The organism is Chromobacterium sp. LK1, assembly GCF_001043555.1.
Taxonomy (GTDB): Bacteria; Pseudomonadota; Gammaproteobacteria; order Burkholderiales; family Chromobacteriaceae; genus Chromobacterium; species Chromobacterium aquaticum.
The window spans coordinates 42,954-57,722 of sequence record NZ_LDUI01000032.1; the positions used below are offsets into that span (position 1 = coordinate 42,954).

The 14,769-nt window shown below is 64.9% G+C and carries 15 protein-coding genes; 9 read left to right on the forward strand and 6 right to left on the reverse strand.

Going from position 1 to position 14,769, the window contains the following annotated elements; genetic code table 11:
* Positions 1 to 3 precede the first annotated feature (3 nt).
* Positions 4 to 846, reverse strand: coding sequence for a ChaN family lipoprotein (locus tag VI26_RS14350; RefSeq protein ID WP_048410437.1), 843 nt, complete (start codon positions 844 to 846; stop codon positions 4 to 6).
* Positions 847 to 1,011: 165 nt separating this feature from the next.
* Here VI26_RS14350 and VI26_RS14355 point away from each other — a divergent pair, with 165 nt between their 5' ends.
* From VI26_RS14355 to VI26_RS14370, 4 genes are all read left to right on the forward strand, one after another.
* The gene (locus tag VI26_RS14355) at positions 1,012 to 1,608 is read left to right on the forward strand and encodes a TetR/AcrR family transcriptional regulator (RefSeq protein WP_048410438.1); all 597 of its coding nucleotides are present in this window, start codon (positions 1,012 to 1,014) and stop codon (positions 1,606 to 1,608) included.
* 95 nt (positions 1,609 to 1,703) lie between these two features.
* The gene (locus tag VI26_RS14360; RefSeq protein ID WP_048410439.1) at positions 1,704 to 2,444 is read left to right on the forward strand and encodes an NADPH-dependent oxidoreductase; all 741 of its coding nucleotides are present in this window, start codon (positions 1,704 to 1,706) and stop codon (positions 2,442 to 2,444) included.
* Between the two features lie 44 nt (positions 2,445 to 2,488).
* The gene (gene nemA / locus VI26_RS14365) at positions 2,489 to 3,589 is read left to right on the forward strand and encodes an N-ethylmaleimide reductase (protein ID WP_048410440.1); all 1,101 of its coding nucleotides are present in this window, start codon (positions 2,489 to 2,491) and stop codon (positions 3,587 to 3,589) included.
* Positions 3,590 to 4,012: 423 nt separating this feature from the next.
* Positions 4,013 to 4,432: a hypothetical protein gene (locus VI26_RS14370; RefSeq protein ID WP_156183889.1), complete on the forward strand. Its 420-nt coding sequence runs from the start codon at positions 4,013 to 4,015 to the stop codon at positions 4,430 to 4,432.
* A 70-nt stretch (positions 4,433 to 4,502) separates the two neighbouring features.
* Here VI26_RS14370 and VI26_RS14375 read toward each other — a convergent pair whose 3' ends face one another.
* Complete coding sequence (locus VI26_RS14375; RefSeq protein WP_048410442.1) at positions 4,503 to 5,174, reverse strand: UPF0149 family protein; 672 nt, start codon at positions 5,172 to 5,174, stop codon at positions 4,503 to 4,505.
* Positions 5,175 to 5,267: 93 nt separating this feature from the next.
* The gene (locus VI26_RS14380; protein WP_048410443.1) at positions 5,268 to 6,956 is read right to left on the reverse strand and encodes an AMP-binding protein; all 1,689 of its coding nucleotides are present in this window, start codon (positions 6,954 to 6,956) and stop codon (positions 5,268 to 5,270) included.
* Positions 6,957 to 7,103: 147 nt separating this feature from the next.
* Between VI26_RS14380 and VI26_RS14385 the strand changes: the two genes are divergently transcribed.
* Positions 7,104 to 7,502: a MerR family DNA-binding transcriptional regulator gene (locus tag VI26_RS14385; RefSeq protein WP_048410444.1), complete on the forward strand. Its 399-nt coding sequence runs from the start codon at positions 7,104 to 7,106 to the stop codon at positions 7,500 to 7,502.
* Between the two features lie 233 nt (positions 7,503 to 7,735).
* Here VI26_RS14385 and VI26_RS14390 read toward each other — a convergent pair whose 3' ends face one another.
* Positions 7,736 to 8,353, reverse strand: a complete 618-nt coding sequence (locus VI26_RS14390) for a nitroreductase family protein (RefSeq protein ID WP_048410445.1) — start codon at positions 8,351 to 8,353, stop codon at positions 7,736 to 7,738.
* A 45-nt stretch (positions 8,354 to 8,398) separates the two neighbouring features.
* The gene (locus VI26_RS14395; protein ID WP_197081484.1) at positions 8,399 to 9,301 is read right to left on the reverse strand and encodes an EamA family transporter; all 903 of its coding nucleotides are present in this window, start codon (positions 9,299 to 9,301) and stop codon (positions 8,399 to 8,401) included.
* A 129-nt stretch (positions 9,302 to 9,430) separates the two neighbouring features.
* Here VI26_RS14395 and VI26_RS14400 point away from each other — a divergent pair, with 129 nt between their 5' ends.
* The 3 genes from VI26_RS14400 (at position 9,431) to VI26_RS14410 (ending at position 12,440) form a co-directional block, all read left to right on the forward strand.
* Entirely contained in the window at positions 9,431 to 9,943 is a 513-nt protein-coding gene (locus VI26_RS14400) for a MarR family winged helix-turn-helix transcriptional regulator (RefSeq protein ID WP_048410447.1), read from the forward strand.
* Positions 9,944 to 10,047: 104 nt separating this feature from the next.
* Entirely contained in the window at positions 10,048 to 11,718 is a 1,671-nt protein-coding gene (locus tag VI26_RS14405; protein ID WP_048410448.1) for a sensor histidine kinase, read from the forward strand.
* Positions 11,712 to 12,440: a LytTR family DNA-binding domain-containing protein gene (locus tag VI26_RS14410; RefSeq protein ID WP_048410449.1), complete on the forward strand. Its 729-nt coding sequence runs from the start codon at positions 11,712 to 11,714 to the stop codon at positions 12,438 to 12,440. Before VI26_RS14405 ends, VI26_RS14410 begins: the two co-directional genes overlap by 7 nt.
* Before the next feature lie 44 nt (positions 12,441 to 12,484).
* Here the strand turns inward: VI26_RS14410 and VI26_RS23920 are convergent, their stop codons facing one another.
* Positions 12,485 to 12,823: a hypothetical protein gene (locus tag VI26_RS23920; protein ID WP_156183892.1), complete on the reverse strand. Its 339-nt coding sequence runs from the start codon at positions 12,821 to 12,823 to the stop codon at positions 12,485 to 12,487.
* 210 nt (positions 12,824 to 13,033) lie between these two features.
* On the opposite strand from VI26_RS23920, the gene VI26_RS14415 reads away from it, so the two are divergent.
* On the forward strand, positions 13,034 to 14,248 hold the full coding sequence (locus VI26_RS14415; RefSeq protein ID WP_048410450.1) for an MFS transporter: 1,215 nt from the start codon (positions 13,034 to 13,036) through the stop codon (positions 14,246 to 14,248).
* Positions 14,249 to 14,769 lie beyond the last annotated feature (521 nt).

Sequence of the window (14,769 nt, forward strand, 5' to 3'; positions counted from 1 at the left end):
GGGTCAAGGCCGCGCCGGCGCGACGAACCAGGCGTAATCGCCCTGGCGCGCGTCCAGCTTCATGCCCTCCTCCGCCAGAATCAGCACCCGCAGCGGCGCTTGCGGCTGCAAATCGCGCACATGCAGCGGCACGCCGATATCGGCGGCGGCATGGTAGGCGCCGGCAATCAGCAAGGCCGGCGCCGGCGCGGCCAGCAGCCGTTCCGCCATGCGCCGGTCCCGCGCCTGCTGCACCGCCAGCATCGAAGCCAGATGTTCGGCCTTGAGCTCCCCGCCGTGCTCCTCGCGGATCAATTCGCTCAGCTTGGCGCGCACTTCCGGCCGCGTGGACGCCTGGCCCGGCAATTGCACCTGGCTGCGGTACACCGCCTGCATCTCGTTTCTATCCAGATTGGCCGCCAGCAAGGGGTAAGGCGCGCGCAGCAAATGCTCGGCCAGCTTGCCGTACAGCGGCCACGGCCAGCCCGGCTGCCAGTCCACCGCCTGCGCCAGCGCCTCGCCGGACCAGGATTGGCCGGCGCGCAGCCCGGCCTGCGCCTGTTCCACCTTGGCCTGCTGCGACGGGGTCAGCATCTCCAGCAGCACGCTGCCCTGCGGCCGCCGCGCCGCCAGCTCCGTCGCCAGCCAGCGCTCGATGCGGTGGTGCTCGCGGTTATCGTGCTTCTCCCCCACCAAGAGCCGCGGCGTGTCCGCCAATTGCCGCAGCAGTTGCGCCGGCTGCAGCATCGCGCCGCTGCGCAGGTCCACGATGCGGCCGGGCGGATCGCCGGCCGGCTCGGTTTCCGACGCCAGCGTGGCACAGCCACTCAAGAGCGCGATAAGCAGCAGTTTCCAGATCGACTTCATAGCGATTTCCTCTCGCAACGGCGCGCTTCAGGCGCAAAAACCGGCATTCTAATTAAAAATGATTCTTATTATCAATAGTGGCGACTGTAATGCCATACTGATACAATAGCCGCCGTTTGCAATTTCCCCTTGAAACTAGACGACCGGTCTAGTAGACTTCAGCCCATGTCACGACCCAAGCAGTTTTCAGACACCCGCGAACACCTGCTCGCCACCGGCGAAGCCATCATCCTCGGCAAGAGCTTCTCCGCCGTGGGACTGGCGGAAATCCTCGGCGCGGCCGGAGTGCCCAAGGGTTCGTTCTACCATTACTTCCGCAGCAAGGAAGGCTATGGAGTGGAGCTGCTGCGCCGTTACTTCGAGACTTACGACGGCAGGCTGGTGCAGTTTCTGTCCAAGGACGCCGGCAGCGCGCGCGATTGCCTACTGCATTATTTCGACGGCTGGCTGGAAACCCATCGCTGCGACGAGCCGCAACGCTGTTGTCTGGCGGTGAAGCTGGCCGCCGAGGTGTCCGATTTGTCCGAGCCGATGCGCGAAGCGCTGGCCGAGGGCATGAGCTTCGTGGTGCGCAACCTGGCCGCCTGCATCCGCCGCGGCCAGCAGGAAGGCTCGCTGCTGCCGGACCTGCTGCCGGACGAAACAGCCAGCGCGCTGTACAGCTTGTGGGTGGGCAGCGCGCTGCTGTTCAAGACCCAACATTCGCGCGCGCCGCTGCTGGCGGCGATGGCGCACACGCAACAGATTTTGCGCGCTCCGTAAACAAGACGGAACAGCGCCGAACACACCCCGCTCCCCGGAGCGGGTTATTTTGAAGCAACAACTAGACGACTGGTCTACTTTAAGGAACACCGAGCATGAACTCGACACTGCAACTGATGCGGGAACACCGCAGCGTGCGCAGCTACCAGGACAAGCCCATCCCGACCGAGGTGCTGGACGCGGTGCTGGACGCCGCCTGGAAAAGCCCCACCTCCATCAATGGCCAGCAAGTATCGCTGGTGGTGGTACAGGACCTGGAGCGTCGCCGGAAAATCGCCGAGATCGCCGGCGGCCAGCCCTGGATCGCCCAGGCGCCGGTCTTCGTCGCCATCGTCCCGGACTTTTACAAGACCCGCATCGGCGTGGAAAAGGCCGGCGCCGAGCAAGTGATACACAATAGCGTGGAAGCCTTCGCCGTCGGCGCGGTGGACGCCGGCATCGCGCTGGGCAACATCATGACCGCGGCCCGCTCCGCCGGCCTCAGCGTGGTGCCCATCGGCGGCATCCGCCGCGACCCGCAGGCCATGGTGGAACTGCTGGAGCTGCCGGAACTGACCTTCCCGCTGGTCGGCGTGGTGCTGGGCTACGCCGATCAGGACAGCACGATCAAACCGCGGCTGCCGCGCGCCAGCTTCGTGCACCGCGAACGCTACCAGGCGGCGGCACTGCCGGCCATGATCGCGCAATACGACGCCGCCATCATGGACTATTGGCAAACCATCCAGCGCGCCGACGGCCAGCCCTGGTCGGCCAACACCGCGCAGTACTACCGCCAGGTGTATTTCCCGCAGGTCGCGCCGGTGGCGCGCAAACAGGGTTTCGGCTTCGATCAGTGATCGCGCCCGCCCGTCTTTATTCGCAATGAGCCAAGGAAACCGCAATGCAAGCTGACAAACTGTTCACCCCGCTGCGCGTAGGCGCCGTGACCCTGAAAAACCGCGTGGCGATGGCGCCGCTGACCCGGCTGCGCAACACCGAACCGGGCGACGTGCCCACCGCGCTGGCGGAAACCTATTACGCCCAGCGCGCCGGCGCCGGCCTGATCGTGGCCGAAGGCACCCATATATCCCCCACCGCCAAGGGCTATGCCGGCGCGCCCGGCATCTACAGCGAGGCGCAAGTGGACGCCTGGAGCAAGGTCAACGCCGCGGTGCACGCCAAGGGCGGCCTGACCGCGCTGCAACTGTGGCACACCGGCCGCATTTCTCACCGCTCCTTGCAGCCGGACGGCGAAGCGCCGGTGGCGCCGTCGGCGATCCAGGCGGACAGCCGCACCAATATCCGCGCCGCCGACGGCAGCCTGGTGCGCGAGCAGTGCGACACCCCGCGCGCGCTGGAAGTGTCCGAGCTGGCCGACATCCTGGAAGACTACCGCCGCGCCACCGACAACGCGCGCCGCGCCGGCTTCGACCTGGTGGAAATCCACGGCGCCCACGGCTATCTGCTGGACCAGTTCCTGTCGCCGCAGGCCAATGTCCGCACCGATGCATACGGCGGCAGCGTGGCCAATCGCGCGCGCTTCCTGCTGGAAGTGGTGGACGCGGTGGTGGCGGAATGGGACGCCGATCACGTGGGCATCCGCATCTCGCCGCTGGGCATCTTCAACGGCATCAGCAATACCGATCAGCTGGAGATGGCGCTCTATCTGGCCGAGGAACTGGCCAAGCGCAAGCTGGCCTTCCTGCACATCTCGGAACCGGACTGGGCCGGCGGCCCGGTGCTGGACGAGAGCTTCCGCCAGGCGCTGCGCCAGCGTTATCCGGGCGTGATCATAGGCGCCGGCGCCTATACCGCGGAAAAAGCGGAAACCCTGATCCGCCAGGGCTATATCGACGCCGCCGCCTTCGGCCGCAGCTATATCGCCAACCCGGACCTGGCCGAGCGCCTGCAAAGCGGCGCGCCGCTGAACCCGCCGGACCCGGCGACCTTCTACGGCGGCGACGCTCACGGTTATACCGACTACCCGGCGCTGAACAGCTAAGCTCACCGCCAGGCACGCGGCGCGTCTCTCCACGGGAGCGCGCCGCTTTTTCATCGCCGCATCCATCCGGGCTTGCCGGCAGGCTATTTGCCGCCCAGCGCCGATACCGGCCGCGTAAGCGAGCATTGACGGGCGTTTGCGCCCAGACTGCGCCTTGACCGGTCCATCGCCGGCTGTGCACAATCGCTGCCGTGCCGTTCCTCGCGGCACCGGACTTGGCCGTCCGACAAACTACACTGCGATCACGCGCTTGACCTTTGCGCCGGGATCGCTGCACTCGTGCGCGCTCACAATGGCGGGCCGGGTGGGGACACCCTCGCGGGTGTGCCGGAGTCGTGTAGTCCGGTCGGCCAACCCTGTTCGGTCTGCCACCTCTGCTTGGCCGCGGAGGTGGCGATGAAAAACCGCTACACGGAGGAGATCATGTCGATCACAACCCCATCCCGCCGCCATTACCGCCCGGACCCGGACCCCGTGCCCCGCGCGGAGCTGCCCTTCGCCGCCAGCGCGTCCAACCGCCGCGGCTTCCATTGCTGGCAAGTGCCGCCCACGGACGACCGCCACGCCGCGCGCCTGCTGGGCCGCGAGTTCGCCGGACATTTCATCAAGTATCTGCAGGACAACCCCGGTTGCGGAACCCATACCCTGCTGGGCCAGATCGCCGCCGACATCGACTTCAGCGACGACAGCGCCGCCAGCGGCTATTGGGAAGGCTTCTTCAATACCCTGGGGCAAGTGCTGGCGATGACCACCTCGCTGCTGGACGTGTTCGACTACATCGACCGCCTCAACGCCCAGGAAGCCGCCCGCGCGCGGCAGCGCAAGGCCGCGGCCTCGGTTTGATCGCCGCGGCGCGCATGAAAAAAGGAAGCCCGCGGGCTTCCTTTTTTGATCCTGCTTCCGGCTGGCGGAATCAGTTGCGGCCGCAGCAGGCCTTGTACTTCTTGCCGCTGCCGCACGGGCAGGCATCGTTGCGGCCCACTTTGTCGCCTTCGCGGCGCACGGTGCTGGGCGCCTGCGCCTTGGCGCGCCAGTAGGTATGAACCGCGCCCAGCGCTTCCAGCAGCTCTTCCTTGTAGCCTTCCACTTCCTCATCGCTGAAGGTCAGCAGGTCTTCGCCGTCTTCCTGCTCGAAAGCGCCGCCCAACACCAGCATCGGCATCATCAGGCTTTCGAAGCCCTCGTCCTCGTCGGCCACTTCGAACCAATCGGTGTCCACCACGTCCAGCGCGTAGAGGAAGGCGTTGGCCCACGGCCAGTAATCCGGCTCGTCGCTGTCGCTGTCGTCTTCCGCGTACAGGATCAGGTCCAGCTCATCGCCGGCCGCCAGCGCGGCGGCGGTGGCGTCGTACAGCTTCTGCAGCAGGGTTTTCAGTTCCGCCGCGTCGTCCGCGTTCTCGAAGGCCGGCGCGTCGCCCAGCACTTCCTCCAGCCAGAAATCGGCGTCCACCGCGTCCGGACCGCACGCCAGCGCGGCGAAAAAGCCCTGCACTTCGTCCGGGCGCATGGTGCTGCCGCTGGCGGACAAGGGGGTCAGCAGGTTTTCCAGACGCAGCAGATCGGCGTCGTTGAATACGGTAGTCATGATGGATTCCTCAGCTTAAAGATCAGTCTGGCGGCATTGTAAGCCAAAAAGCCCCGGCGAGCCGGGGCTTTTGCGCCCATTGTTTGAGACGGGTCAGGCGGTTTTGCCGTCCGCCAGCCCCAGCTTCTGCTTCATTTTCTCGCGCATCACGAACTTCTGGATCTTGCCGGTGATGGTCATCGGGAAACTATCGACGAATTCGATGTAGCGCGGAATCTTGTAATGCGCGATCTGCCCCTGGCAAAAAGCACGGATATCGTCGGCATCGGCGCTTTCGCCGTCGCGCAGCCGGATCCACGCGCACAACTCCTCGCCGAAGCGCTCGTCCGGCACCCCGATCACCTGCACGTCCTGAATCTTGGGGTGGCGGTAGAGAAACTCCTCCACCTCGCGCGGATAGATGTTCTCGCCACCGCGGATCACCATGTCCTTGACCCGGCCAACGATGTTGACATAGCCGTCCGCGTCCATCTCCGCCAGATCGCCGGTGCGCATCCAGCCGGCGGCGTCTATCGCCTCCGCGGTCTTGGCCGGGTCGCCCCAATAGCCCGGCATCACCGAATAACCGCGCGTGCACAATTCGCCGCTCTGACCGCGCGGCGTGATGCGGCCTTCCACGTCCACGATCTTCACCTCCACGTGCGGATGGATGCGTCCCACCGTGGCCACGCGCTTGTCCAGCGGCGTGTCGGTGGCGCTCTGGAAGCTCAGCGGGCTGGTTTCGGTCATGCCGTAGCCTATGGTCACCTGGCTCATATTGAGCTGGCTGGTCACCCGCTTCATCACCTCGATCGGACACGGGCTGCCCGCCATGATGCCGGTGCGCAGCGTGGACACGTCATAATCGGAGAAGTCCGGCCGGTCCAGCACCGAGATGAACATCGTCGGCACCCCGTGCAGGCCGGTGCAGCCCTCCTCCTGCACCGTGCGCAACACCTCCTGCGCGTCGAAGCTCTCCGCCGGAAACACCATGGTCGCGCCGTGGCTCAGGCACAGCAAGGTGCCCAGCACCATGCCGAAGCAATGGTAGAGCGGCACCGGGATGCACAGCCGGTCGTCCGGGCCGAAGGCCATCGCCGCGCCGGCGAAGTATGCGTTGTTCAGGATGTTGTGATGGCTGAGGGTGGCGCCCTTGGGGCTGCCGGTGGTGCCGGAGGTGAACTGGATATTGATCACGTCGTCGAACTGCAGCGTCTCGCCCAGGCCTTGCAGGCCCTGCTTTTCCTCGGCTGACGGCGCCGCCATCAGATCGGCGAAATTGAGCATGCCCGGCGTGCGCTGCTGCCCCAGACGGATGACGATTTCCAGCTGCGGCATGGCCGCGGACTTGAGCCGGCCCGGCTCGCTGGCGGCCAGCTCCGGCAGCAGATCCGCCACCATCGCCAGATAATCGCTGCTCTTGAAGCTGGGCGACAGGATCAATGCGCGGCAACCCACCTTGCTCAGCGCGTATTCCAGCTCGGAGCGGCGATAAGCCGGATTGATATTGACCATGATCAGGCCGGCCTTGGCGGTGGCGAACTGGGTCAACACCCATTCCGCGTTGTTCTGCGACCAGATGCCGATGCGGTCGCCGGGCTTGAGCCCCAGCCGGATCAGCCCGCAAGCCAGCCGCTCCACCTGTTCGTGCAATTCCTTGTAACTCCAGCGTATCTGCTGGTGGCGCACCACCAGCGCTTCACGGCGGGCGTGCTCGCGGCAGGTCTGGTCGAACAACTGGCCTATGGTCTGGCCGATCAAGGGCTGCGGGCTGGCGCCGTGGACATAGCTGGGCAAGGTCATCGAATCTCTCTCTCCTGGTGGACGGTACGCATTGCTGTTGTTTTTTTCATTCATCCCACAAGTTGACGATTACGTAAACGTAAATCATGCTAGGGCTGAGAACGCGTTAAAAAAAAGCTACAATCGCCGCTTGCCCTGGAACACACCATGACCGAACCCGAATTCTTCAGCATCTCCGACCTGGCGCGCGATTTCGACGTCACCCTGCGCACCATCCGCTTCTACGAGGAACAGGGCCTGATAGAACCGCAGCGCGACGGCCGCCAGCGGGTGTTCAACCGCCGCGACCGCGCCCGGCTCAAGCTGATCCTGCGCGGCAAGCGCATCGGCCTGTCGCTGTCCGACATCCGCGAAATCCTGGACCTGTACGAACAGGCCCACGACGAGGCCAGCCAGTCGCAAAAACTGCTGGATCTGGTGCTGGAACGCCGCCGCCTGCTGGAAGAACAGCGCCGCGACATCGACGCCGTACTGGAAGAAATCACCCGCCTGGAAAACCACTGCCGCGCGGTGCTGGCGCAGCCGCCGGCCGCGCGCAGCGCCTGAGAACCTGTTTACGATCTGCTGCGCGTCGTGGAGCCTTACACGGTGAGTACGCCTTCAAAATGCTCATGTACCACGCGGACATTCCGCTTTCTCAGCCACAGCGCCTCGTCTCGCCTTAACTCGCGAGATCGTAAACACGTTCCGATCGCGGCGAACCGGCTCAAAGTCCCGCCTGCGCGAATGCGGCGGATATTGAGCTGGCTCTCAAAACCAGTTCACGATCAAGCAGGCCATCAAGCCCACACCATCACCTCGGCCACCGGCCGACGCGGCTTCTGCGGCCAATTGCCGGCCGCCGCCCGCCCCACCGTCACCAGCATCACCGGCAACTCGTCCGCGCCCAGGCCAAACTCCCGCGCCACCGCGGCCGCGTCGAAACCGCCCATCGCGCAACTGGCCAGGCCGCGCGCCTCCGCCGCCAGCAGCAAGATCATCGTCGCCAATGAGGCGGAACGGATCGCCTCGTCGCGCTGCGCGCGCGCGTCGTCCCGGTGGGCGCTCTCCGCCGCGCGCTGCCAGCTGTCGCCGACCTCCGGCGGCAGAATGCCGGCCTCCACCGCCGGCCGCAGCGACGCCTCCAGCCCGCGATGCGCGTTCAAGGTGCCGCAGCAAATGAAGGTCACCGCCGCATCCGCCACTTTTTGCTGGCCGTAGCTGGCCGCCTGCAAACGGCGCTTGGCCTCGGCACTGCGCACCGCCACGAACTTCCAGTTCTGCAAATGATAGGCCGACGGCGCGCGGGTGGCGGCGTTCAGCAATTGCTCGATCTCCGCGTCCGCCAACACATGGGAGGGATCGAAGTGATTGGCCGACACACGCTGCTCCAGCAGGGTTTGCAAAGCGCTCTTCATGAACAGACTCCTTATTTGATTGCTGCTGATTGATTCCATTACCGCTCAAGACCGCGCGCGCGCCGCGCCGGCCATGATCTGCTTCTCCGCCGGCGGCGGCGCGGCCATGCTGCGCTGCACCGCCAGCACGCTGGCCAGCACCGTGGCCAGGCCCGCCAGCTGCAGCGGCCCCAAGACCTGCCCCAGCAGCAGCCAGCCCAACAGCACCGCCGTCAGCGGACTGAGCAGGCCCAGCGAGGACACCGCCACCGGCGACAGCCGCGCCAGCCCGCGAAACCACAATAAATAGGCCAGCAAGGCGCCGAACAGGCAGAGATAGCCGTAACCCAGCCACTGCGTCGCGCCCAGCGCCGGCAAGGCCGGGTCCAGCGCCCAGGCCAGCGGCGCCAGCATCAGCCCGCCCAGGGCCAGTTGCCAGCCGGTCAAGGCGGCGAGCGGCGCGCTCGGCCGCCAGCGCCGGGTCAGATAAGTGCCACTGGCCATAGCCACCGCGCCGCCCAGCGCCGCCAACATGCCGACGCCGTCCCAGACCGCGCCCGGCGACAACAGCAAGGCCGCCATGCCCGCCACCCCGGCGATGCCGGCCCAGGCCGCCGTCCGCGCCGGGCGGCGGCCGTCCAGCCCCCAGGCCAGGCCCATCACCAGCAGCGGCTGGGTGGCGCCCAGCACCGCGGCCAGGCCGCCCGGCAAACGGTAGGCGGCCACGAACAACAGCGCCTGGAACACACCAATGTTCAAGGCGGACAAGACCAGCAGACGGCCCCACTCGCCGCGCCGCGGCAAGTGGCGGCTGGCCAGGATCAACAACAAGCCGGCCGGCAATACCCGCAGCAAGGCGGCGGTGAACGGCCGGTCCGGCGGCAGCAGCTGGGTGGTGACGATATAGGTGGAGCCCCAGATCGCCGGAGCCAGCGCGGTCAACAACACATCGCTCCAACGGGAGGCCATCAGGCGCGCAGACATGGGCATTCCTTTCGCAATCGCTTATAATCGCATCGAAAACTGACTTGAATTCAAGATAACATTGCCTTGAATTCAAGACAAATAAAATCTTGAATTCAAGATAAAGGAATGCGCATGACGCAACAGAATGCCGGCGACGCCGTGGACGCCATCCTGGCGCAATGGCACCGGGAACGGCCGGACCTGGACGTGGCGCCGATGGGCTTGATCGGCCGGCTGCGCCGCTGCTCCGTACTGCTGCAGCACAGGCTGGATGCCACTTTCGAGCAATTCGGGCTCAGCGGCTGGGAGTTCGACGTGCTGGCCACGCTCAGGCGCGCCGGCGCGCCGCACAGCCTGGCGCCCACCGCGCTGTTCTCCTCGCTGATGATCAGCTCCGGCACCATGACCCACCGGCTGAAAGTGCTGGAAAGCAAGGGCTGGATCGAACGCGCCGCCTGCGCCGAGGACGCGCGCAGCACCCTGGTGCGCTTGACCGAGCGCGGGCTGGAACTGATAGACCGTGCCGTCACCGCCCACGTGGCCAACGAGCACGCCATCCTGTCCGGCCTCAACCAGCGCAGCCAGGACGCGCTGGACCGCAAGCTGGCGGAGTTGCTGGCGGCCTTGGAGCCTCCAGCGTCATGACGCCCGCCTAATCTGCGCCCGCCTGCGGCCAAAGCGCGCCGCATGGCTTAAAATCAGGGCTTGAGGCCGGCCCCAGCGGGCGCGGCCGCCCCACTCCCGACGCCATGATAGAAAACCAAGCCATGCTGCTGGCGGTGTTCGAACGGGCGGCGCTGATGTTGATGGCGCTGTTCTTCCTCACCCGCACCCGCCCGTTTCAACACCTGCTGCGCAAACAGGACCACAGCCCGGCCGAACTGGCGGCGGTGTCGCTGCTGTTCTGCCTGTTCGCCGTGTTCAGCACCTATACCGGCATTCCGGTGGACGGCTCCCTGGTCAATGTGCGCATCATCGCCATCCTGTCCGGCGGCATCCTGTTCGGCCCCTGGGTGGGGATACCAGCCGGCATCGTCTCCGGCCTGCACCGCTACCTGATAGACATCAACGGCTACACCTCGCTGCCCTGCCTGATCTCCAGCGTCTGCGCCGGCCTGCTGGCCACCTGGATACACTGCCGCGCCGACCGGGGGCGGCTGTGGCTGTACGGCATCCTGGCCGGCATGCTGTGCGAAGGGCTGACCATGGGCCTGATCCTGCTCTTGACCGAGCCGGCGGTGGGCGTGCCCATCGTCCGCCACATCGCCTTCCCGATGATTGTCGGCACCGTCTGCGTCGGCCTGATCATCAAGCTGGTGCAAGACCTGAACGACGAAAAAGAACTGCTGGCCGCGCGTCAGGCCAAGCTGGCGCTGACCATCGCCAACCGCACCCTGCCCTATTTCCAGAACCTGGACCGCGACGCCATGGTCCAGGTCTGCACCGTGATCCGCGACCAGCTGGACGCCGACGCGGTGGCCATCACCAACACCTCGGACGTGCTGGCCTATGTCGGCCTGGGCAAGGACTACTACGAGATGGACGAGCACTCCGCCATCGGCGCCATCACCCGCCAGGCCATCGCCGGCGACCAGATCATCATCGAGAACAATCTGCAGCAATACCACCTGGCGGACTTCCACTCCGTCATCATCATCCCGCTGCGCGAAAAGGCCGGCGTCAGCGGCACCCTGAAAATCTTCTACCGCAAGAGCCACGGCATCAGCACGCCGCTGCGCGAAGTGGCGGTGGGTCTGTCCCAGCTGATCTCCACCCAGATGGAAGTGTCGCGGGTCAAACAGCTGGAAGAAATGGCGCGCAAGGCGGAATTCAGCGCGCTGCAAAGCAAGATCAACCCGCACTTCCTGTTCAACGCCCTGAACGCCATCTCCTCGCTGATCCGCATCCAGCCGCAGCAGGCGCGCCAGCTGATCGCCAACCTGGCGGACTACCTGCGCTACAACCTGTCGCTGGGCGACCGGCTGATCGACATCCAGGAAGAACTGCAGCAAGTACGTGACTACGTGGCGATAGAACAAGCGCGCTTCGGCGCCAAGCTGACGGTGGACTTCGACATCGACGACGTGCACGTGCGCATCCCCAGCCTGCTGTTGCAGCCGCTGGTGGAAAACGCCATCCTGCACGGCATCCAGCCGCGCAAGGAGCCGGGACGGGTCAGCATCGCGGTCAAGCGCGACGGCGGCAAGGTCCATGTCTGCGTGCGCGACACCGGCTACGGCGTCAGCCAGGAAGTGCTGGACGGCGTGGCCGCCGGCACGCTGTCCAGCCGCAGCATCGGCCTGAGCAACGTCAACCAGCGGCTCAAACTGCTGTACGGCGAGGGCTTGCGGCTGACCCGGCTGGAGCCCGGCACCGCCGTTTGTTTCGACCTGCCCGCCGCCGAGGAGCCGACATGCTGAAAGCCCTGATCGTGGAAGACGAATACCTGGCGCGCGAAGAGCTGGCCTATTTGATCCGCGAGCACAGCCGCATCGACATCGTCGCCAGCGTGGAAGACGGGCTGGAAGCGTTCAAATTCCTGCAGGAACACGAAGTGGACGTGGTGTTCCTGGACATCAACATCCCATCCATTGACGGCCTGCTGCTGGCCAAGAACCTGCACAAATCGTCGCGGCCGCCGCGCATCGTCTTCGTCACCGCCTACAAGGAGTTTGCGGTGGAAGCGTTTGAGGTGGAGGCTTTCGACTACATCCTGAAGCCTTACAACGAGGCCCGCATCATCAATCTGCTGGCCAAGCTGGAAGCGCAGACGCCGCCGGCCGCCGCCGCGCCGGCCGAAGCCCCGGCCGCCAGCCGCACCGTCAACCTGGTCAAGGGCGACAGCATCATCGTCACCCCCTGCGAGCAGATCTACTACGCCGAGGCCGACGAGAAAGTCACCCTGGTCTACACCGCGCACGACCGCTACGTGATGTCGATGAGCATCAGCGAATTCGTCGCCCGCCTGCCGGCCGACAGCTTCTTCCGCTGCCACCGCTCCTACTGCGTCAACATCCACAAAATCCGCGAGATCGCGCCCTGGCTCAACAGCACCTACATCATCAAGCTGTACGACCTGAAAGCCGAGATTCCGGTCAGCCGCAGCAATATCAAGGCCTTCCGGCAGTTAATGCATCTTTGAAAAACAAGACAGCCAAAGCAGCCCAATAGGGCTGCCGGCGGCGACTACTGATTCAATTCACAGCCGTACTGTCGAATTGCCACCTGCTCTTCTTCATTGATCCGCGCCAATTCAACATTCTTCAACAACACCAGCTTGATCGGCAGCGACTGCAATACTGCGGCATGCAATGCTCGATGCACGTTTCTAAAGCCCTCCGGCTTACTTCGCCGGTATGGCAGGCCGGCCAATAAGCGACGTACATTTCTCGAGTAATGCTTCAATGGTCGTCGGCTTCCCCTACTCGCTTTCCCGATATAACGCAGACCGCCGATTTCCCACAAATAGAGCAAAGGCAGCCCCTCGTCTACGCCATTGCCATCAAACTCAAACTGAAAGTCCACCCAACCACTCTCCCCGCCAATTCCATTGGCAAGCCAGCATCGTAGCGTAAATGCCAAGCGCCCACGCGCGCCATTTTCAGGGCCTGCAACTGGTTCGCCGCCGTCTGCACTTCATTCCGCGCCGCCTGCATCTCATGCCGCCGCCGCGCCCCCTACATAAGCACAGGCTTATAGTCACACCAACAGTAATGACTTTAAGCGAGCAGCGCCATGAACGCCTCAAACTCCATCCGCTACCGTACCCTGGCCGGCACCGTCCTCACCCAATTCGCTTTGGGCTCCGTCTACACCTGGAGCCTGTTCAACGCCCAACTCTCCGCCAAGCTGTCCGAGCCGGTCAGCCAGGTGGCTTTCGCCTTCGGCCTGCTCAGCCTGGCGCTGGCGGTGGCCTCCTCGCTGGCCGGCAAACTGCAAGAACGCTTCGGCGTGCAGCGCGTCACCCTGGGCGCCGGCCTGATGCTGGGCCTGGGCTTCTTCCTCACCGCCCAAGCCAATAATCTGGTCATGCTCTATCTGTGCGCCGGCGTGCTGGTGGGCCTGGCCGACGGCGCCGGCTACCTGCTGACGCTGTCCAACTGCGTCAAATGGTTTCCGGAGCGTAAGGGCCTGGTATCCGCCTGCGCCATCGGCGCTTACGGCCTGGGCAGCCTGGGCTTCAAATACATCAATCTGGCGCTGCTAGCCCGCTTCAGCCTGGAAACCACCTTTGAGCTGTGGGGCCTGATCGCCATGGCCATGGTGGTGGCCGGCAGCCTGCTGATGCGCGACGCGCCGCAGCAGCAAGCCGCCGCGCAGCAGAACGCCAGCCATGACTACACCCTGGCCGAGGCGATGCGCCAACCGCAGTACTGGATGCTGGCGCTGATGTTCCTGACCGTGTGCATGAGCGGCCTGTACGTGATCGGCGTGGCCAAGGACATCGGCGAAAGCTATGTGCACCTGCCGGCGCTGACCGCCGCCAACGCCGTAGCGGTGATCGCGGTGGCCAATCTGTCCGGCCGCCTGGTGCTGGGCATTCTCTCCGACAAGATGCCGCGCATCCGGGTGATCACCATCGCCCAGATTGCCGCGCTGGCCGGCATGCTGACCCTGCTGTTTGTGCCCCTGAACGCCACCCTGTTCTTCCTGGCCATCGCCTGCGTCGCCTTCAGCTTCGGCGGCACCATCACCGTCTACCCCTCGCTGGTCAGCGATTTCTTCGGCCTCAACAATCTGACCAAGAACTACGGCGTGATCTATCTGGGCTTCGGCATCGGCAGCATCGTCGGCTCCATCGTCGCTTCGCTGTTCGGCGGCTTCCTGGCCACCTTCCATCTGATCCTGGCGCTGTTGATCGTCGCGCTGCTGTTCTCGCTGACCATACGTCAGCCGGGCAGCAGCAAGGAAGCGGAGTTCGAAGCCGAGCCGCACCTGGGCAAGGCCTGATTCCCGCGCCGCTCGCCGCAACGCCCCCGTTTTGGGGGCGTTGTTGTTTGATTGAATCCGCTGCGCGGATGATGATTTTGATTGCCGGGGCTGCCCGGCGGGCAGGAAGGGGAATTTGCTCGGCCAAATTCCCCTTCACCCCAAAGGCCGCCCTGCAAGCCTGGCCTGCGGCTTCCCGCCGGGTCCCGTCAGGCCCGAGGCGCGGCTGAACTCGCACCGCGCTAACGTCGCGGTGCTCGAACAAGCAGCCGCTTAAAACCTCGGGCCTGCCACCCGACGGCAGGCTTGAAGGGACCGGGGCACATCGGATACGTAGTGTGCTTCGCATCCAGCCCTACCACACAGTCCGTGTTGAAAACCACTGAAAGCCTCTTGTAGACCTCGAAGACTTGACGCCCTTCACCCACTCGCCAACAATGGCCACCGCGCTGCTACACAAACAGCGCCGGGATTAGTCTCCCGTTTTACTTTCAGCGGACACGCCGCGTTTTGCGGCTTTTTCGTGTCCGATTGCTATTGCT

Bases quoted from the DNA above. Each gene is read 5' to 3' on its own strand.
- VI26_RS14380 (WP_048410443.1), bottom strand. From the start codon at position 6,956: ATGACCTTGCCCAGCTATGTCCACGGCGCCAGCCCGCAGCCCTTGATC.
- VI26_RS14390 (WP_048410445.1), bottom strand. From the start codon at position 8,353: ATGAAGAGCGCTTTGCAAACCCTGCTGGAGCAGCGTGTGTCGGCCAAT.
- VI26_RS14400 (WP_048410447.1), top strand. From the start codon at position 9,431: ATGACGCAACAGAATGCCGGCGACGCCGTGGACGCCATCCTGGCGCAA.
- VI26_RS14375 (WP_048410442.1), bottom strand. From the start codon at position 5,174: ATGACTACCGTATTCAACGACGCCGATCTGCTGCGTCTGGAAAACCTG.
- VI26_RS14395 (WP_197081484.1), bottom strand. From the start codon at position 9,301: ATGGCCTCCCGTTGGAGCGATGTGTTGTTGACCGCGCTGGCTCCGGCG.
- VI26_RS14405 (WP_048410448.1), top strand. From the start codon at position 10,048: ATGATAGAAAACCAAGCCATGCTGCTGGCGGTGTTCGAACGGGCGGCG.
- VI26_RS14355 (WP_048410438.1), top strand. From the start codon at position 1,012: ATGTCACGACCCAAGCAGTTTTCAGACACCCGCGAACACCTGCTCGCC.
- VI26_RS14415 (WP_048410450.1), top strand. From the start codon at position 13,034: ATGAACGCCTCAAACTCCATCCGCTACCGTACCCTGGCCGGCACCGTC.
- VI26_RS14385 (WP_048410444.1), top strand. From the start codon at position 7,104: ATGACCGAACCCGAATTCTTCAGCATCTCCGACCTGGCGCGCGATTTC.
- VI26_RS14370 (WP_156183889.1), top strand. From the start codon at position 4,013: ATGTCGATCACAACCCCATCCCGCCGCCATTACCGCCCGGACCCGGAC.
- nemA (WP_048410440.1), top strand. From the start codon at position 2,489: ATGCAAGCTGACAAACTGTTCACCCCGCTGCGCGTAGGCGCCGTGACC.
- VI26_RS14410 (WP_048410449.1), top strand. From the start codon at position 11,712: ATGCTGAAAGCCCTGATCGTGGAAGACGAATACCTGGCGCGCGAAGAG.
- VI26_RS14350 (WP_048410437.1), bottom strand. From the start codon at position 846: ATGAAGTCGATCTGGAAACTGCTGCTTATCGCGCTCTTGAGTGGCTGT.
- VI26_RS14360 (WP_048410439.1), top strand. From the start codon at position 1,704: ATGAACTCGACACTGCAACTGATGCGGGAACACCGCAGCGTGCGCAGC.